Here is a 24,607-nt window from a genome sequence, read left to right on the forward strand (position 1 = left end):
GAATAGTTTGTTAATTCTTATAATATCTACTAGTATAAAAAGAAAATGACTGTATTAAAAGTGTCAGTTTTGTTAAAATCAATGGGGTCAGATATAAGGAGCGAATAGTGATTTGAATATGCTTTCATGTCAATTAAACCGAACAAGTGAAATACCGCTTTATGAACAATTATATTTGTATGTAAAAAATGAAATTGCAGAAGGGCGCCTGGAATTTAACACCAAGCTGCCTTCTAAACGCAAGCTCTCAGATCATCTTCAAATCAGCCAGAATACGGTAGAATCCGCATATGGCCAATTGGTTTCAGAAGGGTTCCTTGAGGTAAGGGCGCGGAAAGGATATTACGTAATGGCATCAGAAGACCTGGAATACTTGCGCCAGGCGGGATACCAGAATGACATTAAATCTGAAAGGAAGAAGGAAGTCATAAAATATGATTTTCATCCAAGCCAGATTGATACAAAGTCGTTTCCTTTTAGGGTCTGGAGAAAATATTCGAGGGATATGATAGACGAAAAAAACGAAAAGCTCCTGCTGATGGGAGATCATCGCGGGGAAAGCGGGCTCAGGCAGCAAATTGCTGCATATCTGTATGGATCAAGAGGAGTGGTCTGCACACCTGAACAAATCATTATTGGCGCGGGTGTTGAAATTCTGCTGCAGCAGCTTGTTTTGTTATTGGAAGAGAATACCTCTTACGGGGTGGAAGATCCAGGGTACCATCTCATTTACCAAATACTGAAAAGCTACGGAAAAACAGTGAATCCTCTTGAAATTGATGAAGAAGGAGTGAATGTGGAGCAGATTGAACAATCAGGGGTCCAGGTTGTGTACGTGACTCCATCCCACCACTTTCCATATGGTACGATTTTGTCTATTAACCGCAGGATGAAGCTTCTGAACTGGGCTTCTGCAAGCGATGAACGATATATTATTGAAGATGATTATGACAGTGAATTCCGGTATAGCGGAAAGTCGATACCTTCTCTTCAAAGCATAGATAAAGGGGATAATATCATTTTTTTGGGGTCTTTTTCAAAATCGCTGATGCCCTCGATCCGCATCAGCTATATGATACTGCCGCAAAGCCTTATGGACCGTTATCAGGATAAGCTTTCTTTTTATCATTCTACTGTTTCCCGCATTAATCAGCAGACGCTTGCTCAATTCATGGAAGCGGGAGAATTCGAAAAACACCTAAACCGGATGAGGAAGGTGTATCGAAGCAAGCTTGAAGCGGTTGTTACTGTGTTAAAGGAATATGATAAAAAAATCAGGGTTATCGGAGCCAATTCTGGTTTGCACATCGTGCTGGTCATAGAGAATGGTCTGGATGAAGAAACACTCATAGAAGAAGCACGGAAATCTCAAATCCGGGTATATCCTCTTTCGCTCTATAGCATAGAAAGACCGGTAGCCCCCCCTAAAGTTATCTTAGGTTTTGGAGGAATACCTCTGGATGAACTTGAATCCGCAATAAGAGCATTGTTGAAGAGCTGGAAGATCGATTAAAAAAGCAGGGAATAATATTGTTAGGCAGTTCAGTTTTTTTGGAGAAACAACCTGCAAATCAGCCGATGGCAAAGAACCTACACCTGCACAACGGTTAGGTATAACCGATAAATTGTTTGATTTGAACGATGTAATATATCTACGATAGATAGTTCGCTTGTCTTTCAAGCGGACTTTTTTTAAGGAAAAGGAAAAACAAGTTCAATAGTTTGAATAGTTTTAATATAATCATTTACAATGGGGTGAAATAAAGATTTATAGTAAAACGGATGCACCTGAGGTTGTTAAAATATGTAATAATTACAATCTTTATAAAAACACTTTATACCTGCCATATCCGTATTCATAAAAAGCGCTCTCTCTTGGATGAAAAATATCTTGATAACTTTAATGATGATAAGTGTTTTGAACTTGCTATTACAGATAAGACTACGGGAAAGTTATACGGAGCAATAGCATTGTCAAATCATCAAAAGTTTAATAATGGAGAGCTTGCATATTGGATTGGAGAAGAATATTGGGGAAATGGCTATGCTACTTAGGCGGCAAAAATTATACTTGAATTTGCTTTTATTGAAAAGGGATACAATAAAGTGTTTGCACGCTTCTTTCATTCAAACCAAGCTTCAGGCAGAGTTATAGAGAAAATGGGGATGAAGAAAGAAGGTATTCTAAGAGAACACGTTAAATAGGACGAAGAATATATAGACCTTGTTTATTGTGGAATACTCAAACACGAAGCAAATTTCTTAAATTAGAAAGGGATTTCCGTAAAGGGCAATATACTAAACCTAATAAAAACGCTTGGATGGTACCGACCCCAAGCGTTTTTATTTGTTATTTTATTGCTATGATTTGAATGTGAAATAAACTGAGAATTACGGTTTACTCCACATTATCTGAACTAATTAATTTTGTCCCCTGCTTTTTAGCGCAAGCTTGAAGAATGATTTTGAGAGCGGCTTTTAATTGCCTTTACACGTTTCAATACAATATAAAACAGCTTTTTGAATTTTGATATTTTCAATTCAATGATTGGCTGTGCCAAAGATTCGATAATTTGGCTGGATAATAAGATGGTGATCAGCAGGGCAAAGCCTGCAAGCATGAAAAAGCTTTCAGTGCTGGTAAAATAAGTATGGATCCGGCTTTCGCGAAATATCCGGACAAAAAAACCATGAAGCAGATAGACATAAAGAGTCTGTGCCCCCCATCTTGAAAAGAAGTGTTTTCCGCGGGGAACAAAAGCAAGAAAACTGAAAACCATGATCATGGAAACTGTGTAAACCCCTAGTCTGGTAAACATGGATAATATATCGGGATTGCCAAGCTCAGCGTAAGGCTTAGAACCAAGAAGCCATTTATCGCTTATATCCGGATGCCGGTAAAATCCGGAAAAAACAACAGTGATGATGATAAAAGCCGTAATTCGCCATTTTACAGAAAAAAGCTTCTTTATTTGCTCTTTCGAGAGATGGTATCCAATCAGATACATAGGAAAGAAAACAAAGGTCCTGGATAAGCTCAGATAATTGGAGACAGTGTCTGCATAACCAATCAAGAGGGCAGCCAGAATGGCTATGCCAATCCCTGCAGCAGGCTTTAGCTTTGCAAAAACAAGAAGCATCAGATTCCAGCAGAATAAACTGATAAGAAACCACATGGCCCATTGCGGATCAAGCAAATCCATCTTAAAGTCTGATTTGCTGTAAAGAAAATAATAAAATACCGTATAAATTGTCTGGAAGATCAGGTAAGGCAGTATTAATTTTTTTGTGATTTTAGATAGATATCCCTTTTTATAAAACCCTTTTGCAAAAAAGCCTGAAACCAGGATAAATGCTGGCATATGAAAAGTGTAAATAGTTTTATAAAGAGCGTAAATTTCCTCGCTTTCATGGATATATGATTTCAGCAAATGGCCGAAAACAACAATGGCCATCAAAATGAATTTAGCATTATCAAAAAAGTAATTTCGTTTTGTCATGGCTGCCTCCGTTTTTATTTAGTAGGAAAACGGGGTAATTTCATTAAACTTTACCCGGACTTGATCCTACTTAATCTCCTTTTATCCAGGAAAAATAAGGAAGGATGAAAGAATTTAAAGCATATTGGTCATTCATACAGAAAATGATTGAGTCTAATGCATTTTTACTATTTTTGTCAGACAGATAGGAAAATAAGGCGGATATGTAGAATATTGGTGGTAAGTGGATGCTTCGGAGGGGAAAGTATGATGGAAACAGAGTTAGCTGAAATTGCAGCTTATAAAAAGGAAATTTCAAAGCTGAAATCGCAGCTTGAACAATGCAAGCTGCTTTCTGATAAAATATTTGATCCATTTATTATCGTTAATCAGGAGAGGGATATTCTATATGGCAACCAATCAGCCTGTGTTCTTTTAAATACTCCAAAAGAAAAACTGCAAACTATGAAAATCACCCATTTTTTAAAAGTTGTTCCTTCCCATATTCTGCAGCTGCAGGAAGAGAAAATTGAAAAAGATGGAATTGTGGAGGACGAATGGCTCATTCAGCTGCTGGATGGAGAAATCAAACATATTGAGTTCACTGGATATACGTATAATTCCATATGCCATACTATATTTAAATTAAAGGATATTACGCTGGAACGATCACTTGAACGGGAAAAAATGATGAGCATGCAAATGTTCCTCGATGTTTTCAATCAGGCGATAGACAGCATTGTCATTTATGATCGCTCGGGAATCATCATAGATAGCAATACCCCGTTCTGCCAAAGTCTGAAATTGGATAAATCAGAAGTAGTCGGCAGGAATATTACTGATTTCATATCGGAAAGTTCCCTGGGAATATGGGAGGCATGCTTCAAACAGGTTCAGGCAGAAGGATCCTCGTCGGGAGTTATGGAAATAAAGTCGTATGCGGCAGAGCTTAAAGTGGATTTTTCATCAACGGCAAACATTTTCAACGGCTTTTATATGTGCATTCTAAATGATATTACCGAGAAAAGCCTGATTGAGCAAAAGCTGATGGACAGCGAAAGGATATTTTCAGAATTATTTGAACAGACAATGGACGCCATTGTCTTTTGGGATCAGAACGGGACCATATTCAGGGTGAATGATTCTGCATGCAGAATTTTCGAGTCAAACAGGGAAAGTCTTATTGGCTGCCTTATTACAGAGTATGTAGCCCAAAAGGATGAACGATTTTATAATATGATTGATTCTTTTAATAGGTATGGGGCCGTACGTGAAGAGCTTTTTTATAAAATGCCGAACGGCCAGCTGAAGCTGTTGGAGCTTACCGCAAAAATGCATTCCAGTGAAGGGTACAATATAACGATTTTCAGGAATGTAAGCGAGCGATGGCGAATAGAAATGGAGCTTAGGAAAAGTGAAAAAAAATTCCGTAAAATTTTTGAGGGATCTCTCGATGGAATGATTATCTGGAATTTGAAGGGTTTTGCAGATATTAATGAAACAGGCTGCAATATACTGGGATTTAACAAGGAAAAGTTTTTATCCATGAACGTGAATAAGCTGCTCGAAAGTGTTCCTGAAAACGCAGTCCTTCTCAATGAGCATATTGACCAGGTTCTAAAAAAAGGTTCGTTCACTTCTGTCATTCCTGTTATATTCGAGGAAGGAAGCACCAAATATATTGAGTTTTCCACAAGGAAAAATCTATATTCAGGCCTTCACCTGACCATTTTCAGAGACATCACAAAAAGTCTGGAAATGCAGGAGCAGCTAAAGAAGTCCGATACACTGAATGTGGTAGGCGAGCTTGCCGCGGGTATTGCCCATGAAATCAGAAATCCCATGACTGCACTTAAAGGGTTCATACAGCTGCTGCAGGGAAGCGTCAAGGAGGATTTTTCAAATTATTTCAATGTGATCACATCAGAGCTGCAGCGCATAGAAACGATTATTACGGAATTTTTGGTTCTTGCCAAGCCGCAGGCTGTGAAATATTTCAGGCAGAATATTAATTCAATCATGAAGGAAACACTGGAACTTCTCACGGCACAGGCCCTGATGTTAAATATTCAGTTTGAGGTGAATTACCAGGAAGCTGATTTGATGATTTATTGTGAAGGCAACCAATTAAAACAGGTCTTTATTAATATAATCAAAAATGCCCTGGAGGTTATGCCTGATGGAGGAATTGTCAGGGTGGAAACCAGCAGGGAAGGTGACAGGCATATAAAAATAACGATTGCTGACCAGGGAATAGGAATTTCAGAAGAAAAGATAAGAAAATTAGGAGAGCCCTTTTATACGACAAAAGAAAGAGGAACTGGACTTGGATTGATGGTCAGTTATAAAATTGTAGAGGAGCATAGAGGATGGGTCGAGGTTGAAAGTGAGGAAGGAAAAGGGACAGCCTTCCATTTATTTCTGCCTATGGACCGGAGCCAGAAGGAGCCAAGATAATGAAATACTATTACAGCCAATATGAAAGGCCGGAAATCGGCAAGTTATACTTACTGGCGGATGAAGAAGCCATGGTGCACATGACATATAATCCGGTGGATTTTGAAAAGCAGGCTTCAGTCTGCCGGCCAGTCCAAATGGATGAACATGAGGTTTTTAAGGAATTAAGAATTTGGCTGGACGGATATTTTTCAGGTGTGAATAAAGAGTTTACGATTCCTCTCCGCGAGAAGGGAACTGAATTCCAGAAGCAGGTATGGAATAGGATGAAGGAGATTCCATACGGAGAAACTAAGTCATACAGTGAAATTGCCTATGAAATAAACAGGCCAAAAGCTGTCCGCGCCATCGGCCAGGCCAGTAAGGCTAATCCTTACCCAATTCTTGTGCCCTGCCACCGGGTTGTTGGCAAGAAGGGGCAGCTTACCGGGTATGCAGGAAGCAAAACAGATATTAAAGATAGATTATTGACCCTGGAAAATAAAAATTGGGTTACCAGATAAATTGATTGATTCGCCAAGGTGCCTTGCACTTTCTTAATAATATGCAGGATATTCACTGAAAAAACGCATTTCACGTGCCTGAGAGGCTGAGGAAATGCGTTTTTTTGTATTTCTATTTAACTGTAATCGCAAGCTGTTTTTCACTTTGCCATTGTTCAAACAATACCAGATCTTTATCAATCTGAGATAAAACAAAAGCCATAACTGCAGCGTCATCAATCAAACCAAATCCTATCAAAAAATCAGGGATGACATCTATCGGCGATACAAAGTAAATGACAGAAATTAATATCATAATCAGGGAACGGTATGGCACCTTGCGGTAAGAACCGTTCGACCATGCCTTCAATAAGGAAAGCATGGTATGCAGTTTTGTCCACAAATTTTTAAAAGAAAGCTGGTTTGAAGCTGCCTTTCTTTCTGCGTTTGCCAGAAGCCCCTTCGTGCTTCCTTTATTTCCCGCATAACGCTTCGCCTGCTTACTGAAAAGCGTATAAGCAACTTTCCTGAAAAACCATTTGCGCAGCATATTTCCACCCTCTTTTTTCAATTATGATACCACTCTTAAGAAAATTAAAAACCTGTATAATCTTGTAAAAAAATGAATTCTTACATTGGAATATTGGCGTAAAATGATAGGTTTTGTCATGTTCTGCTAACCTATTTACATCTAAAGAAAATTTTGTAATAATCCTTAAGTGATTATTTTTTAAAAAGTGAGAAAGGATGTAGGTTAAGTCATGATATGCAGAAATGAAACAGCAATTTGCTCTGAGATTACAGTTAAGCGGATGGAAATGATCAGGATAGCGGATGTTTACGGCATGACTGCCGAAAAGACCATTCGTTGCAGCCAGGAACTTGACGGTCTGATCAATGAGTATCTGCAATTACAATACCACTCGGATTTTTTGCTGAGTAAATTTGAAAGTTATGATTTCAATACAGAGGTGAATGCATGACACTCTTTCCCGGGAAAACGATGGGGAATAAGGAATGGCAGGGGATAGGGGGAGTAGTGCTAAAAAAAGCAGGCAGAAATATACATAAAGCATTAAGACCTGTCTGCACCCGCCTTCACAAGGATGCAACAGGTGCAGACAGGTCTTAATGAACATCTCCGAACTAAAATTCAGGCCGCCGGCTCTCCATCTTCCAATAAATACTCAACTTCAGCCCAAATATAACCGCTCATCAGGATGCAGCATCATAAAAAATGGCATTGAAATTTGCTGTTTAGCTTTATTCGTGATGCGGATTTTGCCAATCTTTCAATGTTTTATCCGATGGAAGGAGCAGACTAATAAGGCCCAGAAGCGGCAAAAATCCTACATATTTAATAGTGGCAGCAATGCCGATTGAATCTGCCAGTGCACCTAGTGCAACCGAGCCTATGGCCCCCATGCCGAAAGCAAGTCCCACGGTCAGTCCTGCCATCGTTCCCACTTTACCCGGCACCAGCTCCTGCGCGTAAACAACTGTGACAGAAAAGCTTGTCATAATAATAAATCCGCTGGCCAATAAAAGAACAAAAGAAGCCCATGATGGAAGAAAAGGCAGCAATATAGTGAAAGGCGCACATCCTGCCAATGAATATAAAATAATGTTCTTCATTCCGAAACGATCTGCAAGCGGGCCGCCGAAGAAGGTTCCAAGCGCACCGGCAGCAAGGAAAGCGAAAATATAGAGCTGTGCTTCACTAACGGAGAAGCCATTATGCTTTATCAGAAAAAAAGAATAGTAATTTGTCATGCATGATATATACCAGGATCTAGCAAAAATAAACAGAAGGATAAAGGTTAAAGCTTGGGCAACTTTTTTATTGAACACTGCTTTTGAACCTGCTTTGCCTTTTGCATGGTGAACCGGTGATTTCAGCTTCCGCCCATACCATACGGCAATATAGAACAGCATGATAACTGCGCAAAGGGCAACAGGAGCAAACCATAATGCCCCTTTTTGCCCGAATGGCACCAGGACAATAGCGGTAATAAGGGGAGCAAGCGCCTGTCCGGTATTGCCGCCGACCTGATAGATGGATTGAGCAAGACCCCTCTTTGTTCCTGCTGCCATATAAGCCACGCGGGAGCCTTCAGGATGGAAAATAGCAGAGCCGATCCCAATCAGGAAAACAGAAAACAGGATGATTCCATAGCTTGGGGAAATGGCAAGTAGAATAATGCCCGCGAGTGTGCTGGAAAGCCCGATTGGCAAAGCAAAGGGAAGCGGTTTTAAATCGCTGTACCAGCCTACAGCGGGCTGCATGATGGAAGCTGTAATATTTAGCGCAAAGGCTATATAGCCAAGCTGGGTATAGCTTAAGGACATTGAGTGTTCCAATATTGGAAACATTGCAGGTACAACGGCTTGAAGAGTATCATTTAATAAATGGCAAATACCCATGATAATCAGGATTCTAAAAACCGTTGCATCGGCATTTTGATTTTGAAGTTTAAGAGAAACACTTGACATTAAAAAGACTCCTTATGAGTAAAATATTTTGCTTGTCATGGCCCCAGGCAAGAATGGGCAAACTTTAAATCGGGGTTTGTCCTGGAATTCCCCGATATAATACCTAATTTATATCAGAGGAAGGCAGAATGATTTCAGCTTTAGTTCCCTTAGTCTCCTGGCTTGAAAGGATGATTGACCCATTAAAGAGTTCAATGATCCTCTTGCAAACGTACAGCCCAAGCCCTGTTCCAGTATCTTTATTCGTATAAAAAGGATCAAACACCTTTCCGAGCTGTTTTTCGGTCATGCCAATGCCTGTGTCAGCAATTTCAATCACTGTTTCTTTTTCCCTGTAATATACAGTGATGGCAAGGGTTCCCCCTTCCGCCATGGCTTCACACCCGTTTTTTGCAATATTTAAAATTACCTGCTTCAGCTGGTCTCGTGTACAAAGAACTATGACAGGCTTCTCTGGCATATTGAGGCTGAAATCAACATTATATAAGCGGGATTCAGATTGAATAAGAGGTTCAAGCTCTTCTAAAATAAGGCAAAGATCTATGCTTGATAGATGCTGGGCGGTAGGCTTTCCTAAAATCAGGAATTCACTTACGATAGAATTTATCCTCTGAATCTCGTTTTTTATGACCGAGAAATACAGTTCATCCTGTTTATCTTTATATTTCTCCTCCAGAAGCTGGACAAGTCCTTTAATGCCGGTCAGCGGGTTTTTGATTTCATGGGCAGTACTTGCAGCAAGCATTCCGACAACCTCTAATTTTTGTGCTTCCATCATCGATTTTTGCTTTTTAGCTTCTCTTCTCAATAGAAGATACTTAACCGTTAGAAAAAGGATATGTGTAATGATGAGCCCAAATATTGCAAAATAAAAGAAAGCCCTATAATCTACAACTGGAATATTTTTGTCAGGTTTTACGGAGAGTCTCCATGGTACCTCATCAAGTGTACCTTCCGTCCAGGCTCCAGGTGAAAGTGTGCTTTGCGGATTAATTCTGATCAGGCTTCCTCCGGATTTATTCTGCAATTTCACAGAGTAGTCAGGGGTAAGGATTTTCATGACATTTTCCATGTAATCCAGCCTGATTCGCGCTAAAACAAATCCTTCAACTTCACGTTCCTCATTCAGGATAGGTGCAGACACAGAAAAATAATCGTATCCGCCTATATGCTCGCGTTCATCTTCTACAACTGTGCTTTTGGTGAGAAGTGCCGTGCGCCTATAGTTTTCAGTCAGGACTTTTTTTCCGTCCTCGCCAGGTTCAGAACCTGCCATCGCAGTACCGTTTAGATTCAGCAAAAACATAGCACCATATCTTGGGTCTGTTTTTGAAGCTTTACTAAGCAAAGCCATCATTTTTTCTTTGTCAGATATAAAGGATGACCCGCTTAATGCAAGCATCTGCAGATTTTCCCTGGTTTCTTTAATAACCTGATCAATGTATTGATGGTGTATGGAGCCGACCCACTCTGACTTTAGTTTATATTTTAATTCACCTTTTTTTTCAAGATGGAACCAATAAATAATCATCAAAAAGATCATCGGCAAGACGACGAATAAAATATATAATGCATGATTTTGCCTTTTTTTCATTTTTTCACTACTTTTCATTTTTTTCACTAGTATAACAAATCGTTTTATGAAACAATAGATAAACCTATGCTGGAAATTGACAAAAAAAAAATAATTGAATATAATAATTTTTAATTCGAGATATATGAATTAAATATGTTTAAAAGGTTGGGAAAAGGAATGAATGAAAGTATTCAGCAATCCTTAAAGCTATTTATTGTTTTGTCGCGGGCTAACAGGTCCATTAATGATGTGGTAAATAAATATATTGCCGAACAAGGTTTAAATCCTACAGAATTCGCTGTATTGGAGCTTCTTTATCATAAAGGAGATCAGCCGCTTCAGCAAATTGGCGGAAAAATCCTATTGGCAAGCGGAAGTATCACATATGTAGTCGATAAGCTCGAACAAAAAGATTATTTGAGAAGGGTAGCGTGCAAAGAGGACCGCCGCGTCACCTTCGCGCAAATAACCGAAAAAGGAAAAGAGTTCGTAGAATCTATTTTTCCTGAACACGAAAGCAGAATAGATGAAATTATGAATGTATTGACTGCAGAAGAAAAAGAAACAGTTATTGAACTGGTGAAAAAAATAGGTTATAAAGCATTAGACAATTAATGCCCTTCAAGAGCACCTTACTTTGTGAGGTGTTTCTTTTTTGGCTCTTTTCTTCAGGTTCTTTTTTTAAAGATTGCTGTTTATTGTTTTTAATGAGTTCTGTGAAGCGATCTCCTTGTTAATCGGTTGATTGGAGCGTACGGTGCGAGATTCCCGCGAAAAGCGAGCATCCAGGAGCGGATAACAATCACCTTGTTCCAAAGCAACAAAGTTTAGAAGATAGCCTTTTTTGAATGCGGCGAGATATGGAAGCTCGCAAAAAAATTCCTCTTCCGCAGGCAGGAATTCCAGTTGGGCTAGCGAATATTATTTAAGTGTAAAATTTTCCTGTATATAGGTAAAATAAATGTATGTAAAGGAAGTGTCATTTTGAAATTTGATCAATATGAATATAAACGGCCTGACATGACGGAAATAAAAACAGCCTTTACTGCAGCTTTGGATCGCTTCAAATCAGCTGCAGATGAAAAAAGCCAAAGCGAAGCCATGAAAGAGATCAATGCAATAAGAAATGATGTAGGCACAATGTTCAATATTTGTTACATAAGGCATTCAATCGATACAAATGATGAATTTTATAAAGCAGAAAATGATTATCTGGATGAAATTGCCCCGGAAATCGAAGAATTGGTTTCACAGTATTATAAGGAGCTGGTTTCTTCTAATTTCCGCAGCCAGCTGGAAGAAAAATGGGGCACACAGCTTTTTGCATTGGCCGATGCCCAGCTGAAGACCTTTTCTCCAGATATCATTCCGCTTCTTCAAAAAGAAAATAAGCTTTCTACGGAGTATACTCAATTAATTGCATCTGCGAAAATTAATTTCGAGGGGGAAGAGAGGACACTGGCACAGCTTGCTCCCTTCGCTGAATCATCAGATCGGGAAGTGAGAAAAAAAGCGAGCCAGGCCCACAGCGAATTCATGGTTGAACATGAAGAAAAGCTTGATGGGATTTTTGACAGGCTTGTCAAGGTCCGCCATGAAATCGCCTGCAAGCTTGGTTATAAAAACTTCGTTGAACTTGGCTATTACCGGATGGCACGGACAGATTATAATGCTGAAATGGTTGCCGATTTCCGCAAACAGGTACAGGAATATATAGTACCTCTTGTTACAAAACTCAAGGAACGCCAGCGCAGCAGAATTTCTGTTGACGAACTGAAATATTATGATGAAGGGTTTGAATTCAAATCCGGCAATGCAGTTCCAAAGGGCAACCCAGATTGGATTATTGAAAACGGCCAGAAAATGTACAGTGATTTATCAAAGGAAACAAAGGAATTTTTTGAATTTATGATCAGTAATGGGCTGATGGATCTTGTTGCAAAGAAAGGCAAAGCTGGCGGAGGCTATTGCACCTACATTGAAAACTACAAAGCTCCCTTCATTTTTTCAAATTTCAATGGGACATCAGGGGACATAGATGTACTTACCCATGAAGCAGGCCATGCATTCCAGGTTTTCAGAAGCCGCGGCTTTGAAATTCCGGAATACAACTGGCCTACATATGAAGCCTGTGAAATTCACTCAATGAGCATGGAATTCTTTACATGGCCATGGATGGAGCTGTTCTTTGAAGAAGATACGGAAAAATACAAATTCAGCCATTTAAGCGGAGCGCTTACATTCTTGCCGTATGGAGTAGCTGTCGATGAATTTCAGCATTTCGTCTATGAAAATCCGGATGCCTCTCCTGAGGAAAGAAAGCAGGCTTGGAGAAGCATTGAGAAGAAGTATCTTCCACATCGCGATTATGGAGATAATTCTTACTTAGAGCAAGGCGGATACTGGCATCGCCAGGGCCATATATTTAACTCGCCATTTTATTATATTGACTATACACTTGCACAAATATGTGCTTTCCAGTTCTGGAAGCGCTCAAGAGAAAACAGGGAAGAAGCATGGAAGGATTATGCCGCACTGTGTGAAATGGGCGGAAGCAAGTCATTTCTTGGCCTTATTGAAGCGTCCAATCTGCAATCTCCTTTTAAAGAGGGCACAGTAAAATCGGTTGTTGATGTAATCGATGAATATCTGTCTTCTGTAGAAGATCAATCTCTTTAAAAACAAGCACTGTTAACCCTGTATGACGAATACAGTCAATGTATAGCGGGACCTCAGGCGGGAAGGCGGCACATGGACAAGAAACCGGCTGAAAAGATTAACAGAGGCTAAAGGAATATCAGGGAAAAGCTGTTCAGAAGATCATTCTTTTGAACAGCTTTTTTTGTTGTCCCCCTGTAATTTAATAGCTAGCAGAAGCTTTTGCCTTTACTTTGAAAATGAGCGGATAATGGAAGAACAAGGAAAGTTGCCTGATGCTTGTCTTAATGGCTGATGTTGCGCATATACATGTCAGGAAGGAGGGGGAGGCATGGTTTCTAGGTGGACAGGTGCTTTTCAGATTGCGGCTGTATATGTCGGCACTATTGTTGGTGCCGGATTTGCAACTGGAAAAGAAATCGTTGAATTTTTTACCCGATTTGGTTTTTATGGGTTTATAGGGATATTAATAGCAGGCTATATTTTTATTTTTACAGGCTCGAAAATGATGATTCTTTCCTCGCGGGCGGGGGCTGCTACATTTGAAGAATTTAATCTTTTTTTATTTGGAAAAAAGCTTTCTTCCTTTGTGAATGTCATATTCATTATGATGCTGATTGGTGTAACAGCTGTAATGATTTCAGGGTCAGGTGCAGTTTTTGAGGAACAACTTGGCTTTTCTAAACTTGCTGGCGTGGCAGTGACCATTATTTTAGCTTCGCTTGTTTTGATGTTCGGCCTGAAGGGGTTATTTGCTATAAATTCTTTTGTGGTACCTATTATGATTTTTTTTAGTGTGCTGCTGTGCATTCTGACCATTAATAATGGCCATTTTGCTGCATCCTTTTTGACTGTGCCGGACCAAGGATTAACCTTTGGAGCCATAATTTCTCCGCTCACATATACAGCTTTTAATTTGGCGCTGTCGCAAGCAGTTCTGGTACCTGTAGCTTTTGAAATTGGCGATGAAAAGGTCATAAAGCATGGAGCTGTTTTAGGAGGCATTTTTTTGACAATCATTCTGCTTTCTGGCCATTTCGCTCTTGTGACACTTCCGAATCTGACGACTTATGAAATACCTTCTGCAGAGTTAATGAAAACGGTGGCATCCAATCTTTATTGGGTTTTTATCCTGGTAATATACGGAGAGATCTTTACTTCGGTTATTGGAAATATTTTTGGACTGCAGAGGCAGATTGGAGCATACGTGAAAATTCCGGGAATAGTCATCATTGGAGGGATTTTTCTGCTGGCTTTTACTGCAGGCAAACTGAAGTATGGAGTCCTGCTGGGGTATTTGTATCCTCTATTTGGATACATCAGCATGAGTTTCTTGCTGCTGATATGGATCAAGAGGCTGAATAAATAACCTCATCTGCTGTGATGCTTGCAGATGAGGCAGTGGAGGTCCTATTTTTTTTGATCCTTTAAAATGGTTTTTCCCATTTCTATAAAAGCTTTTCGCTGATCATTATCCTTCGTAGTAAACAGAGTAAGCCTGACAGGGTTTTTCTCATCTTTAATGATAATCCCGGTGACTATATCATGGCCGTTATTAGCTTCAAGCACTTTCGCATTAGGAATGGAAAGGCTTGGATCGCTTACTTCCTTGATGTTTTCTGAAACACTTTTCAGCTGCAATTTTGTATTATTTTCAATATCTGCCCAATCTGCATCAGCAGGGAGAATTTCTATTCGCATAAAAATATCATCTTTGCCTTTTACAAATAAAGAATCCTTCATTGGCTCCTCGGCAGTTAACACAAATCCAGGAAGTACATACATACTGAAATGCTGATTTTCGCTTCTTTTAAGAAAGGCCGTATTTTTCTTTTCCGCACCGTTTACAGAGTAGGAAAGATTTTTTTCCATTACCCTCACTGAAGGGTTTGCACTGTCTGCTTTGCTCTCAGTATCGCTTTGCTTGGCCGGGGTTGCTTTTGATTCTGTTTGGTTAGATGCATCTGTCTTTTTTTGCCCTTGTTTATCACTAGGAGTGTTTGCAGCAGTTGAGGCATTTGTGTTGTCTTCCTTTTTCTGGATGTTTCCGCTGCCGCTTTCTGCCGTTCCGCATCCTGTTAATGCTAGTGTGATCGAAGCGCCTGCTAGAATGGCCTGTAATCTGTTCATTGATTCTCCTCCTCGTGTAGTTGGTTCCAGCGTTGAGAGAAAAGTAAATGCTGATTCAATCAGCGTGAAACCTGCTTATGTCATTATAGACGAAATTTGACAGGGGCTAGTTACAAATTATGATAAATCCTGCAAAAATGTCCAGCTTATCTTTCTATTATAATAGTATATGATTTAAAAAAGAAAGAACGTTTCAGTTCCGAAACGTTCTCTTGGAATATTATCATTGCTGAGCTTGTATGATTCTGTAATTCTTATGGTTCACTACAGTTTTTTGCTCCAATTCATAATCACGGTAGTTGTCCATATAAGTTACATCAACGATGACAGAGTTTTCATTCACTTTTTCTACGATTCCCTTTAAGCCATCGCGAAACTCAATTATATTTCCTACGTCTGCCTTTTTCATATAAACCATCCTTTTCCATTCCATTTTCATTTTTAAGAATAGCGAAGATAAAAATTGGTATTGTCCCAAAAATATCAAAACTTTTTTTGCTTTCATGTCCTGCTGCATTAAAGCCTGAAGGGCATAAATAAATCGAATTATGTAATCATTCACAGTGTGCGATGGGAGCCTATGCACAGAAAATTCTAATATTTCACTTTACAGTTTGCACTATTTTAAAGAATACGTAAAGAAAAAAGTTGAAAATATCACAATAATTTCCTTAAGTCCTTGAGGGCCAATTGAGTGAAAGACTAGAGTAAAGTATGATGGTAAAATAGAAAATACATTTTATGACCGGGAGGCAAAAGGAATTGGATAAAACCCAAGTACAAGAGATATTGGAAAAGCTCGCAAGTAATGAGATTGACAACTATAAAGTAAGCAAAGAGCAATTCATGGATTTTCGCAATGTGTTGGTCAAGCGTGATGATTTTAAGCATTTCAGAGGTACTGCACAGCATAATGGCGAGGTAATATACGAATATACGGAAAGTCCGCGCAGCTAAAGCAGATGTAAGGGTCAGCATTGCAAAAAAAATTAAAAATAACCCCCTGACAAAGTTCGACATTATTCAGTATTTCCTTATATTACAATTGTAATAGTTTAAAGGGGGAATACAGAATGGCTTTTTCTTTCAGTAAGTTGACAGCAGCAAGCTTAGTGATGATGCTGATGTTTGGATACCTGCCAGCTCAATCACAGGCAAAGACAGTGAACCAAAGCACGAGAATTACTTTTGCAGGCGATGTCATGATGGATTGGTCGGTCAAAACCACTATTAATAAAAAGGGTGCATCTTATCCTTTTCAGCAAGTGAAAAATGAGGTTACACAAAGCAGTTTTGCTCTTGCAAATTTAGAAACAGCAATTACAACAAGAAAAGATAAAAATGTTAAGCAATATACGTTTAAGTCTGATCCCAAAGCATTAACAGGCTTAAAAAATTCGGGTTTTGACTTGGTTTCTCTGGCAAATAATCATTCAATGGATTATAAAAGGGCAGGCCTGTCAGATACTATGAACAATCTTAAAAAGTATCATCTTCCCTATATTGGAGCCGGTAATAGCTCTAAGGAAGCTTATCGTGCATACACACAAGTCATGCATGGAGCCAAGGTTAAGTTTTTAGCTTTTTCAAGGGTACTGCCTGATACGAGCTGGATGGCACAAGCTAAACGGCCAGGTATTGCCAGCGGGTATGATATCAATGTCATAGATTCAGTGATTAAAAGAGAAAAGAAATCTGCTGATTATGTCTTTGTTTACATTCATTGGGGTGTTGAAAAAAATAAGAAGCCAGAGCCCTATCAAAGAGAATGGGCTAAGAAAATGATCAACTCAGGTGCTGATGGTGTAATAGGAAGCCATCCGCATGTCCTGCAGGGGTTCGAATATTATAAAGGCAAGCCAATTGCATACTCTTTGGGGAACTTCCTGTTTCCTGATTATGTAACAGGGGCAGCTGCCCAAACAGGTCTGCTTCATTTGCATTTGAGTAAATCATCCATCTATATGAGTTTTTCTCCATATTATATCAAGAAGGATAAAATCATTGCCCAAAGTTCTTCTGCAAAGAAAAATGTTTGGCGCAATCTTCAATCGATATCTTATGGTGTAAAAATAGTCAACGGAAAAATACTTAAGAAATAATAACAGCCTGTCCAGGCCGTGACCGTTTGTGATTAATTTCCAAAATCACTTTCGGGTCCCGGCGGTGGACGGCTTTTTTTACTGGTTATAACTTCAGTCAAATCACTGGCTGATGGATTAATGGGCATTTATGGAAGATCGTAAGCCGCAGATCTTTTTTAGTTTGATAAGTCCGCTTTTATCTTGTTCAATGCTGATTTTCTCCATGATTTAACGGCGCTGGCTGAGGAGCCTGTAACTTTTGCAATCTCCTGGATTGTAAGATTATCTTTAAATGAAAGCAGAACCCATGCTGCCTGCTTCGCTGTAAGAGATTCGCAGTAGGTTAATAAAATCTCTTCTTCAAGCGGACGATCATGAAAAACTGCGCTAACTTCATTTAACAGATCATCGCTGGCTGGTGTAAAGCGGGAGTCAAACCTGGCCTCTTTTTTTAATTCATTAAGTATACGCCCTTTTACCATTGAATAAGCAAAGCTCAGGAAGGAGCCTTTTTCTGCAGAAAATTTTTCTTCTGCCTCCCACAGTGCAATGAGGCCGATTTGAAAATAGTCTTCTTTATTTTTGTAGATTGATAACTGTCGGATAATGCTGTGAATCATTGGAGTATATTGGTTGCAAAGTGCTGTAAAGTCATCCATGTTTTTGCCTTTTTGAAGAGTGCACTCTTCGGTTATTCCCGGGTGAAATAACTTTATTATGCTTTCCCGGCAATGGCTAAAAGGTAAAAAGGATAAATAGACAGCGTTATGGGGTGAAAATAGACAAAACATTGTTTTTTAATAACTTTTTGCAGGATGAAACAAGAAGAAAGCAAGTTTTTTAATGGAAGGCTGATAATTCTGAGTATTTACGATTTCATAAAAAAAGAGCCGGGTTTATCTCTTTCATAAACGGCTCTTACGGAATTTTTTTAATTCCTGAATGATAATATCTTTTTTCTCTGCATCTTCGGCAATATCGAATCCATAATGATAGTGATTCAATTTCTTTTGCTTCCAAATGATGCTGCCTGGAAGGATTAGTTCATTTTCTTCATTCAAAGTAAATGAAAGGGAAAACGCTATGTCCTGATTAACGGGCAGTTCCAGAAGTGATTGAAACTTAACTCCGCCCGGACTGATATCCAGAATTTCCATTTCCCCCATCCTGCTCATGCCTTCCAGTCCATTCATCTTAGTTATGGTAAAGTACCCCGGAAACGGGGGATTGAAGTTAAAACGGAAGGATTCTTCTCTATTATATTTCATGGTCCACCTCCAGATAAAGTCAGGCCAAGGCCGCCTGATCAATTTCCATATACCCGAAATGCTGTGTGTTTGGGAATAGTGAAACTGATATGTGTAAAATTATAGTAACTTATTGAAAAGGGAAAGAGAATAAAAAAGAGGAATTTTTTTGGGCTTTTAGAAAATGCCACACTTTGCTGACGCTGGGTATATAACAGAACTATTTTCACAGGAGTTGTTTTCTGAATTATCTTATGATTGCTTTTTGCTGCAAATTAGTTGATTTTAGGTTGAATATTGTGTACTCTTTTTATCATGAAAAGTGAGCCTAATGATTGTATGAAAGCCAAAGGAATGCTATTCTGATGAATGATAAGTATTATTTTATAGTTCCGCAAACTATGGAAATGCTTTCATTTCCATAGGCACACTGTTTACTTTATAACATAGAATCTCTAAAGGCGGGAAAGCTACATATAACAGAAATTCATGTTGTTCAGTAAATGAAAAATGCATTAAACCATACAAATAAAAGGGAGATTGATTAGAATGGTAGAAAAAACATTTCATGTAATTGCAGAAACAGGTATTCATGCACGCCCGGCAACTTTGCTAGTACAGGCAGCAGGCAAATATGATTCTGAAATCCACCTTGAGTATAAAGGCAAAAAAGTAAACCTTAAATCCATCATGGGTGTTATGTCCCTTGGTGTAGGCAAAGATTCAGACATCACAATTTCAGCAGAAGGCAGCGACGAACAGGATGCACTAAATACTCTTGAAGAAACTTTGAAAAAAGAAGGTTTGGCTGAGTAATGTCAACACTATTGAATGGCATAGCCGCATCTAACGGCATTGCTATCGCTAAAGCCTATCGATTAATTGAGCCTGATCTTACGGTAAAAAAACAATCAATTGATAGTGCAGATGAAGAAGTAAGCCGTTTCAGAACTGCTGTTGAAACCTCAAAAACAGAATTGCAAAGCATCCGCGACAAAGCTGAAATTGACTTGGGAGCAGACAAAGCCGCCATTTTTGATGCGCATCTGCTTGTGGTTAGCGATCCGGAGCTTATTTCTCCAATCGAAGATAAAATTAAGAGCGAGAGCATTAATGCAGAGTTTGCTTTAAAAGAAACTGCAGATATGTTCGTAACCATGTTCGAACAAATGGATAATGAGTACATGAGAGAACGTGCTGCAGATATCCGCGACGTTACAAAGCGGATTCTTTCGCATCTCCTTCAAGTCCAGATTCCGAATCCGAGCATGATCCAGGAAGAAGTCATCGTCATTGCAAAAGATTTGACTCCATCCGATACTGCGCAATTAAACCGCCAATATGTGAAGGCTTTTACAACGGATATCGGCGGCAGAACTTCTCATTCTGCCATTATGGCACGTTCCATGGAAATTCCGGCAGTCGTAGGAACAAAAGAAGCAACGGATATTATCGAAAATGGAGACCTGATCATTGTTGACGGCTTGAATGGCGAAGTACATATCAATCCGACTCCAGAGCTTGTTAAAAGATATGAATCCGAAATGGAAGCATATGAAAAACAAAAGGCTGAATGGGCAAAACTGGTGAATGAAAAAACAGTTTCTGCTGATGGCCACCATGTTGAGCTAGTGGCAAACATTGGAACCCCTAAGGATTTAACCGGCGTTGTAAACAATGGCGGCGAAGGTGTAGGTTTATACCGGACTGAATTCTTATATATGGGCAGAGACCAAATGCCGACTGAAGAAGAACAGTTTGAGGCATACAAAGCTGTACTTGAAGGTATGGACGGAAAGCCAGTTGTCGTCCGTACACTAGATATCGGCGGCGATAAGGAACTTCCATACCTGAATCTTCCGAAAGAAATGAATCCATTCCTTGGGTATCGGGCCATCCGTCTGTGCCTGGACGAACAGGAGATTTTCCGGATTCAGCTTCGTGCATTGCTTCGTGCAAGCCAGTTCGGCAACCTGAAGATCATGTTCCCGATGATTGCAACTCTTGGAGAGTTCCGCGATGCAAAAGCTATCCTTGAAGAAGAAAAACAAAAGCTTACAGACAGCGGTGTAAAGGTATCCGAAACAATTGAAGTCGGAATCATGGTGGAAATTCCATCAACAGCTGTTATGGCTGACACCTTTGCAAAAGAAGTTGACTTTTTCAGCATCGGAACAAATGACCTGATTCAGTATACAATGGCAGCAGACCGTATGAATGAACAAGTTTCTTATTTGTATCAGCCATACAACCCTGCAATTTTGCGCCTTGTTAAAATGGTTATTGATGCTGCCCATAAAGAAGGAAAGTGGGCGGGAATGTGCGGAGAAATGGCCGGGGATGAAATTGCAATTCCTGTATTGCTTGGTTTAGGGCTGGATGAGTTCTCCATGAGTGCAACTTCCATTCTTAAAGCAAGGTCATTGATCTCCAAGCTTAACAAATCTGATATGGAAAAACTTGCACAATCCGTTCTCGGTATGGATACAAATGACAGCGTTAAAGCTGCAGTAACTGAAGCTGTAACACAATAATGCCGATTTTGGCTTGCTGCAAAAAAGGCAGCGGGCTCATGGATCCCCGGGAAAAGTGAGCACCTGAAGAGTTAAAAAGGATTAATAAAATCTTAAAATATTCTTTAAATAAATGTTTATCCTTTCCTAAAAAGGGTATATAAAGAGCAAGCACAGTTGTTTTGCTAACATTAAGCAGCTGACATTCTCATTTCCCCCTTTTTAAACCGATGGAGTTTTATCTCCATCGGTTCTTTTTTTTGTCACAGCAAAAAGAGAAGTGCAGATTTTTCACTGCGGACAAAATAAGAAGTATAATAATAAAGAAAAATTCAAATTCATGAAAGGGGCGGGTGAAAGATGGATTTACAAGTAACTAATAAAACTGCTCTTGTTGTTGCTTCAAGCCAGGGGCTGGGGAAAGCAATTGCAGAGGAACTGCTAAAAGAGGGAGCAAATGTGATGCTGACAGGCAGAAATGGTGAAAAACTTGCCAAGCTTGCTGAAGATCTCAATAGGCTGGGATATGGCAGGGCAGCTTATATTAAAACTGACATCACCAAAGCTGTAGATATCAGAGCGATGGTGAAGGCTGCTGTATCTGAGTTTGGAGGATTGGATATTTTAGTTAATAATGCCGGCGGTCCCCCTGCAGGATCGTTTGAGGAATTATCAGATGAAGACTGGCAAAATGCGTTCGAGCTGAATTTATTGAGTTACATACGAATCATAAGGGAGAGCCTGCCGCATCTGAAGAGGAATGGAGGGAAAATTGTCAATATAGCTTCATCTTCCATCAAGGAACCCCTGCAGGGAATGGCACTGTCGAATACCTTCCGTACAGGAATTGTGGGCTTGTCCAAGACGCTGGCAGCAGAGCTTGCCCCATATGAAATCCTTATCAATACTGTAGGGCCGGGAAGGATTGCGACAGACCGGGTTGCACAGCTTGATAAGATCAATGGAGATAAAAAGGGAATCAGCGCTGAAGAAATGAAACAAACCATGCTATCCTCCATTCCGCTGGGACGCTACGGGGAGCCGGAGGAGTTCGCGAGGTTTGCCGCTTTCTTAGCATCAGGGGCAAATACCTATATGACCGGACAGGCATTCTTAGTGGATGGCGGTATGGTGAAATCCATTTAACATCATGATTTCTGCAATGAAAAAATATAACTATTGGTATAGGAGCTGGCATTATGGGTTTGGATAAAAAAATTACAGCAATAGGGTTTATTGGAACTGGAGTTATGGGGAAAAGCATGGCGCGCCACCTGCTGGACGCAGGGTTTGAACTGTTCGTTTATAACAGGAGCAAGGAGAAAGCCGAGGAGCTTCTCGCAAAAGGCGCAAAATGGGCTGGGTCTCCAGGAGAACTTGCCAAAAAGACAGAAGTGATTATTTCTATAGTTGGGTATCCTCAAGATGTAGAAGAGGTTTACTTAGGTAAAAACGGAGTCGTCGAAAATGCCAAGGAAGGCACTTATCTGATTGACATGACCACTTCGACTCCATCGCTTGCTGAAAAGATTTATCATGCGGCAAAGAGTAAAGGGCTGAAAGCACTCGATGCACCTGTTTCGGGAGGAGATATTGGGGCACGGGATGCAAAGTTGGCTATCATGGCTGGCGGTGATGAAGAAGACTTCAGGGAGATGAAGCATATTTTTGATTTGCTTGGCACAAATGTTGTGTATCAGGGACCTGCGGGCTCAGGGCAGCATACAAAAATGTGCAATCAGATTGCCATTGCTTCCAATATGATTGGAGTCACGGAAGCAATTGTTTATGCAAAAAAGGCAGGGCTTAATCCGGAAACTGTGTTAAAAAGCATTTCCACAGGAGCTGCAGGAAGCTGGTCATTGTCTAACCTCGCACCTAGAATGGTGAAGGGCGATTTTGAACCTGGATTTTTCATTAAGCATTTTATTAAAGATATGAAAATTGCTTTAGAGGAAGCAAAAAGGATGGACATGGAAGTTCCCGGCCTTTCTCTTGCAGAATCACTTTATGAAGAGCTTTCGCGTAATGGAGAGGAAAACAGCGGTACACAGGCATTATATAAGTACTGGAAATGATTTTTGAGGTAATCATGGGCGGCTTATTCAAAGCAGAGGGTTCGAATGAAAAGAAAAAGCATGCTGCCCCAAGGCACATGCTTTTTCTATTATAAAGCTTGATTTCCTGTAACTGGTTTTATTTCAAAAGGAAATTTTCCATTCGGTCCAGAGCAGTTTTTAACGTTTCTAATGAATAGGCGAAGGATACACGGAAATATCCTTCACCCATCGGAGAAAAGGCATCCCCAGGAACGACTGCGACTTTTGCTTTTTCAACAAGTTCAAGACAAAAAGCCAATGAAGTATCGTAACTTGCCGGGATTTTGACAAAAAAGTAAAAGGCACCGTCTGGCTTAACGATTTCAAGGTCCATGTCACGCAAACGTTGGAATACAAATTCCCGTCTTTTAGAGTATTCTTCTTTCATAGGCAATGCATCATTAAAGCCTTCTGTCAGCGCGGCAATCGCAGCTTTTTGGGAAACTGAAGAGGCGCAGGCGACATTATATTGGTGGACCTTTAAGATATGCCGGCAAATGGAAGCAGGCGCGAATAAAAATCCAATTCTCCAGCCTGTCATGGAATGGGATTTGGATAATCCGTTAAGGAGAATGGTCTGATCCTTCAGGAACTCCGCTATTGAGGAGTGTTTTTGTTCATAAACCAGCTCACTGTATATTTCATCAGCAAGAATGAATATATCACGGCCTTTTACAAGTTCTGCGATTGAATGCAGCTCTTCCCTGCTTAACGTTACACCGGTTGGATTGGACGGATAGGGAAGGACAATGCAGCGGGTGTTTTCTGTTATGTACGACTGGATGATTTCCGCAGTCAGCCGGAAGCCGCTGGACCTTGTATCTGCATATACGGGGCTTGCGCCGCACATTGTAATGAGGGGTTCATATCCAGGGTAAACAGGTCCCGGAAGGATGACTTCAGAGCCAGGGCTAAGCATCGTCCTAAAGGCAATGTCAATGGCTTCGCTGGCACCGGCTGTGACAATTATTTCGTCGTCTGCATTGTACTTCAAATTATATTTCTTTCGTACATATTGTGAGGCGGCTTCTCTTAGCTCAATGAACCCGGCATTATGTGTATAAACAGTAAAATCCTGGTCGATGGCAAGCTTAGCGGCCTCTTTAATATGCGCTGGAGTCGGAAAGTCAGGCTGGCCAAGTGTTAATGAAAGAGTGCCTTCAATGTGGGCCACCATATTGTAAAATTTTCTGATTCCGGAAATCTCTATTTTTTTAACAAGAGGATTGAGTATATGTTCCATATGCTAGTAGTGCCTCCTTTTCTTTCATTCATTTTAACACTTTACATTATATGAATACCATTGATATATACACAGCTTTTCATAAGGATTATTTTTGTCTATAATTAAGTAGGCATTGGTATGAATACTTAGAGCATGAGCAAATT

Annotated in this window: 22 protein-coding genes and 1 pseudogene; 14 read left to right on the forward strand and 9 right to left on the reverse strand. The window is 39.9% G+C overall.

Translation table 11 applies throughout. The features are described from left to right. The first annotated feature begins 118 nt into the window (after positions 1-118). Both ACN6MY_RS09015 and ACN6MY_RS09020 read left to right on the forward strand, forming a co-directional pair. Complete coding sequence (locus ACN6MY_RS09015) at positions 119-1,513, forward strand: PLP-dependent aminotransferase family protein (protein ID WP_419884123.1); 1,395 nt, start codon at positions 119-121, stop codon at positions 1,511-1,513. Positions 1,514-1,875: 362 nt separating this feature from the next. Next, positions 1,876-2,205: pseudogene (locus ACN6MY_RS09020) on the forward strand (GNAT family N-acetyltransferase). Between the two features lie 236 nt (positions 2,206-2,441). On the opposite strand, the gene ACN6MY_RS09025 reads toward ACN6MY_RS09020, so the two are convergent. Next, positions 2,442-3,500 (reverse strand): acyltransferase family protein, encoded by a 1,059-nt coding sequence (locus ACN6MY_RS09025; protein ID WP_419883647.1) that lies wholly within the window; start codon positions 3,498-3,500, stop codon positions 2,442-2,444. A gap of 246 nt (positions 3,501-3,746) precedes the next feature. Between ACN6MY_RS09025 and ACN6MY_RS09030 the strand changes: the two genes are divergently transcribed. Continuing rightward, positions 3,747-5,936, forward strand: a complete 2,190-nt coding sequence (locus ACN6MY_RS09030) for a PAS domain S-box protein (RefSeq protein ID WP_419883648.1) — start codon at positions 3,747-3,749, stop codon at positions 5,934-5,936. Then, positions 5,936-6,439, forward strand: coding sequence for a methylated-DNA--[protein]-cysteine S-methyltransferase (locus ACN6MY_RS09035; RefSeq protein WP_419883649.1), 504 nt, complete (start codon positions 5,936-5,938; stop codon positions 6,437-6,439). The genes ACN6MY_RS09030 and ACN6MY_RS09035 overlap by 1 nt, the downstream gene beginning before the upstream one ends. A gap of 112 nt (positions 6,440-6,551) precedes the next feature. Here the strand turns inward: ACN6MY_RS09035 and ACN6MY_RS09040 are convergent, their stop codons facing one another. Next, complete coding sequence (locus ACN6MY_RS09040) at positions 6,552-6,968, reverse strand: YkvA family protein (protein WP_419883650.1); 417 nt, start codon at positions 6,966-6,968, stop codon at positions 6,552-6,554. 211 nt (positions 6,969-7,179) lie between these two features. On the opposite strand from ACN6MY_RS09040, the gene ACN6MY_RS09045 reads away from it, so the two are divergent. Further along, a complete protein-coding gene (locus tag ACN6MY_RS09045; RefSeq protein WP_419883651.1) occupies positions 7,180-7,401 on the forward strand; it encodes a Spo0E family sporulation regulatory protein-aspartic acid phosphatase in 222 nt (73 codons plus the stop codon). Positions 7,402-7,681: 280 nt separating this feature from the next. Here the strand turns inward: ACN6MY_RS09045 and ACN6MY_RS09050 are convergent, their stop codons facing one another. Continuing rightward, on the reverse strand, positions 7,682-8,911 hold the full coding sequence (locus ACN6MY_RS09050; protein WP_419883652.1) for an MFS transporter: 1,230 nt from the start codon (positions 8,909-8,911) through the stop codon (positions 7,682-7,684). A gap of 103 nt (positions 8,912-9,014) precedes the next feature. Then, entirely contained in the window at positions 9,015-10,505 is a 1,491-nt protein-coding gene (locus ACN6MY_RS09055) for an ATP-binding protein (RefSeq protein ID WP_419883653.1), read from the reverse strand. 159 nt (positions 10,506-10,664) lie between these two features. Between ACN6MY_RS09055 and ACN6MY_RS09060 the strand changes: the two genes are divergently transcribed. The 3 genes from ACN6MY_RS09060 (at position 10,665) to ACN6MY_RS09070 (ending at position 14,514) form a co-directional block, all read left to right on the forward strand. Further along, positions 10,665-11,102 (forward strand): MarR family winged helix-turn-helix transcriptional regulator, encoded by a 438-nt coding sequence (locus ACN6MY_RS09060; RefSeq protein WP_419883654.1) that lies wholly within the window; start codon positions 10,665-10,667, stop codon positions 11,100-11,102. A gap of 405 nt (positions 11,103-11,507) precedes the next feature. After that, positions 11,508-13,166: a M3 family oligoendopeptidase gene (locus ACN6MY_RS09065; RefSeq protein WP_419884124.1), complete on the forward strand. Its 1,659-nt coding sequence runs from the start codon at positions 11,508-11,510 to the stop codon at positions 13,164-13,166. A 310-nt stretch (positions 13,167-13,476) separates the two neighbouring features. Further along, entirely contained in the window at positions 13,477-14,514 is a 1,038-nt protein-coding gene (locus tag ACN6MY_RS09070) for a GerAB/ArcD/ProY family transporter (protein WP_419883655.1), read from the forward strand. Between the two features lie 41 nt (positions 14,515-14,555). Here the strand turns inward: ACN6MY_RS09070 and ACN6MY_RS09075 are convergent, their stop codons facing one another. Further along, complete coding sequence (locus tag ACN6MY_RS09075) at positions 14,556-15,275, reverse strand: hypothetical protein (RefSeq protein WP_419883656.1); 720 nt, start codon at positions 15,273-15,275, stop codon at positions 14,556-14,558. 223 nt (positions 15,276-15,498) lie between these two features. Continuing rightward, positions 15,499-15,684, reverse strand: a complete 186-nt coding sequence (locus ACN6MY_RS09080) for a YkvS family protein (protein ID WP_419883657.1) — start codon at positions 15,682-15,684, stop codon at positions 15,499-15,501. 353 nt (positions 15,685-16,037) lie between these two features. Between ACN6MY_RS09080 and ACN6MY_RS09085 the strand changes: the two genes are divergently transcribed. Both ACN6MY_RS09085 and ACN6MY_RS09090 read left to right on the forward strand, forming a co-directional pair. Continuing rightward, a complete protein-coding gene (locus ACN6MY_RS09085) occupies positions 16,038-16,232 on the forward strand; it encodes an abortive phage infection protein (RefSeq protein ID WP_419883658.1) in 195 nt (64 codons plus the stop codon). Positions 16,233-16,348: 116 nt separating this feature from the next. Then, the gene (locus ACN6MY_RS09090; protein ID WP_419883659.1) at positions 16,349-17,377 is read left to right on the forward strand and encodes a CapA family protein; all 1,029 of its coding nucleotides are present in this window, start codon (positions 16,349-16,351) and stop codon (positions 17,375-17,377) included. A gap of 158 nt (positions 17,378-17,535) precedes the next feature. Here ACN6MY_RS09090 and ACN6MY_RS09095 read toward each other — a convergent pair whose 3' ends face one another. Beyond that, positions 17,536-18,018 (reverse strand): sigma-70 family RNA polymerase sigma factor, encoded by a 483-nt coding sequence (locus ACN6MY_RS09095; RefSeq protein ID WP_419883660.1) that lies wholly within the window; start codon positions 18,016-18,018, stop codon positions 17,536-17,538. 246 nt (positions 18,019-18,264) lie between these two features. After that, entirely contained in the window at positions 18,265-18,627 is a 363-nt protein-coding gene (locus ACN6MY_RS09100; RefSeq protein ID WP_419883661.1) for a PilZ domain-containing protein, read from the reverse strand. A gap of 528 nt (positions 18,628-19,155) precedes the next feature. Here ACN6MY_RS09100 and ACN6MY_RS09105 point away from each other — a divergent pair. The 4 genes from ACN6MY_RS09105 to ACN6MY_RS09120 all read left to right on the forward strand — a co-directional run bounded on the left by ACN6MY_RS09105 (position 19,156) and on the right by ACN6MY_RS09120 (position 23,197). Continuing rightward, positions 19,156-19,422, forward strand: coding sequence for a phosphocarrier protein HPr (locus ACN6MY_RS09105; RefSeq protein ID WP_071349921.1), 267 nt, complete (start codon positions 19,156-19,158; stop codon positions 19,420-19,422). Then, complete coding sequence (gene ptsP, locus ACN6MY_RS09110) at positions 19,422-21,140, forward strand: phosphoenolpyruvate--protein phosphotransferase (RefSeq protein ID WP_419883662.1); 1,719 nt, start codon at positions 19,422-19,424, stop codon at positions 21,138-21,140. The genes ACN6MY_RS09105 and ptsP overlap by 1 nt, the downstream gene beginning before the upstream one ends. Positions 21,141-21,479: 339 nt before the next feature. Beyond that, a complete protein-coding gene (locus ACN6MY_RS09115) occupies positions 21,480-22,265 on the forward strand; it encodes an SDR family oxidoreductase (protein ID WP_419883663.1) in 786 nt (261 codons plus the stop codon). Positions 22,266-22,318: 53 nt separating this feature from the next. Next, the gene (locus tag ACN6MY_RS09120) at positions 22,319-23,197 is read left to right on the forward strand and encodes an NAD(P)-dependent oxidoreductase (protein WP_419883664.1); all 879 of its coding nucleotides are present in this window, start codon (positions 22,319-22,321) and stop codon (positions 23,195-23,197) included. A gap of 118 nt (positions 23,198-23,315) precedes the next feature. Here ACN6MY_RS09120 and ACN6MY_RS09125 read toward each other — a convergent pair whose 3' ends face one another. Beyond that, entirely contained in the window at positions 23,316-24,461 is a 1,146-nt protein-coding gene (locus ACN6MY_RS09125; RefSeq protein WP_419883665.1) for an aminotransferase A, read from the reverse strand. Positions 24,462-24,607: the final 146 nt, after the last annotated feature.

It is taken from the genome of Peribacillus sp. B-H-3, from assembly GCF_048572925.1.
Taxonomy (GTDB): Bacteria; Bacillota; Bacilli; order Bacillales; family DSM-1321; genus Peribacillus.

Bases quoted from the DNA above. Each gene is read 5' to 3' on its own strand.
- ACN6MY_RS09035 (WP_419883649.1), top strand. From the start codon at position 5,936: ATGAAATACTATTACAGCCAATATGAAAGGCCGGAAATCGGCAAGTTA.
- ACN6MY_RS09095 (WP_419883660.1), bottom strand. From the start codon at position 18,018: ATGGATGACTTTACAGCACTTTGCAACCAATATACTCCAATGATTCAC.
- ACN6MY_RS09090 (WP_419883659.1), top strand. From the start codon at position 16,349: ATGGCTTTTTCTTTCAGTAAGTTGACAGCAGCAAGCTTAGTGATGATG.
- ACN6MY_RS09080 (WP_419883657.1), bottom strand. From the start codon at position 15,684: ATGAAAAAGGCAGACGTAGGAAATATAATTGAGTTTCGCGATGGCTTA.
- ACN6MY_RS09050 (WP_419883652.1), bottom strand. From the start codon at position 8,911: ATGTCAAGTGTTTCTCTTAAACTTCAAAATCAAAATGCCGATGCAACG.
- ACN6MY_RS09055 (WP_419883653.1), bottom strand. From the start codon at position 10,505: ATGAAAAAAAGGCAAAATCATGCATTATATATTTTATTCGTCGTCTTG.
- ACN6MY_RS09060 (WP_419883654.1), top strand. From the start codon at position 10,665: ATGAATGAAAGTATTCAGCAATCCTTAAAGCTATTTATTGTTTTGTCG.
- ACN6MY_RS09025 (WP_419883647.1), bottom strand. From the start codon at position 3,500: ATGACAAAACGAAATTACTTTTTTGATAATGCTAAATTCATTTTGATG.
- ACN6MY_RS09045 (WP_419883651.1), top strand. From the start codon at position 7,180: ATGATATGCAGAAATGAAACAGCAATTTGCTCTGAGATTACAGTTAAG.
- ACN6MY_RS09115 (WP_419883663.1), top strand. From the start codon at position 21,480: ATGGATTTACAAGTAACTAATAAAACTGCTCTTGTTGTTGCTTCAAGC.
- ACN6MY_RS09030 (WP_419883648.1), top strand. From the start codon at position 3,747: ATGATGGAAACAGAGTTAGCTGAAATTGCAGCTTATAAAAAGGAAATT.
- ACN6MY_RS09070 (WP_419883655.1), top strand. From the start codon at position 13,477: ATGGTTTCTAGGTGGACAGGTGCTTTTCAGATTGCGGCTGTATATGTC.
- ACN6MY_RS09105 (WP_071349921.1), top strand. From the start codon at position 19,156: ATGGTAGAAAAAACATTTCATGTAATTGCAGAAACAGGTATTCATGCA.
- ACN6MY_RS09100 (WP_419883661.1), bottom strand. From the start codon at position 18,627: ATGAAATATAATAGAGAAGAATCCTTCCGTTTTAACTTCAATCCCCCG.
- ACN6MY_RS09015 (WP_419884123.1), top strand. From the start codon at position 119: ATGCTTTCATGTCAATTAAACCGAACAAGTGAAATACCGCTTTATGAA.
- ACN6MY_RS09075 (WP_419883656.1), bottom strand. From the start codon at position 15,275: ATGAACAGATTACAGGCCATTCTAGCAGGCGCTTCGATCACACTAGCA.
- ptsP (WP_419883662.1), top strand. From the start codon at position 19,422: ATGTCAACACTATTGAATGGCATAGCCGCATCTAACGGCATTGCTATC.
- ACN6MY_RS09120 (WP_419883664.1), top strand. From the start codon at position 22,319: ATGGGTTTGGATAAAAAAATTACAGCAATAGGGTTTATTGGAACTGGA.
- ACN6MY_RS09125 (WP_419883665.1), bottom strand. From the start codon at position 24,461: ATGGAACATATACTCAATCCTCTTGTTAAAAAAATAGAGATTTCCGGA.
- ACN6MY_RS09065 (WP_419884124.1), top strand. From the start codon at position 11,508: ATGACGGAAATAAAAACAGCCTTTACTGCAGCTTTGGATCGCTTCAAA.
- ACN6MY_RS09040 (WP_419883650.1), bottom strand. From the start codon at position 6,968: ATGCTGCGCAAATGGTTTTTCAGGAAAGTTGCTTATACGCTTTTCAGT.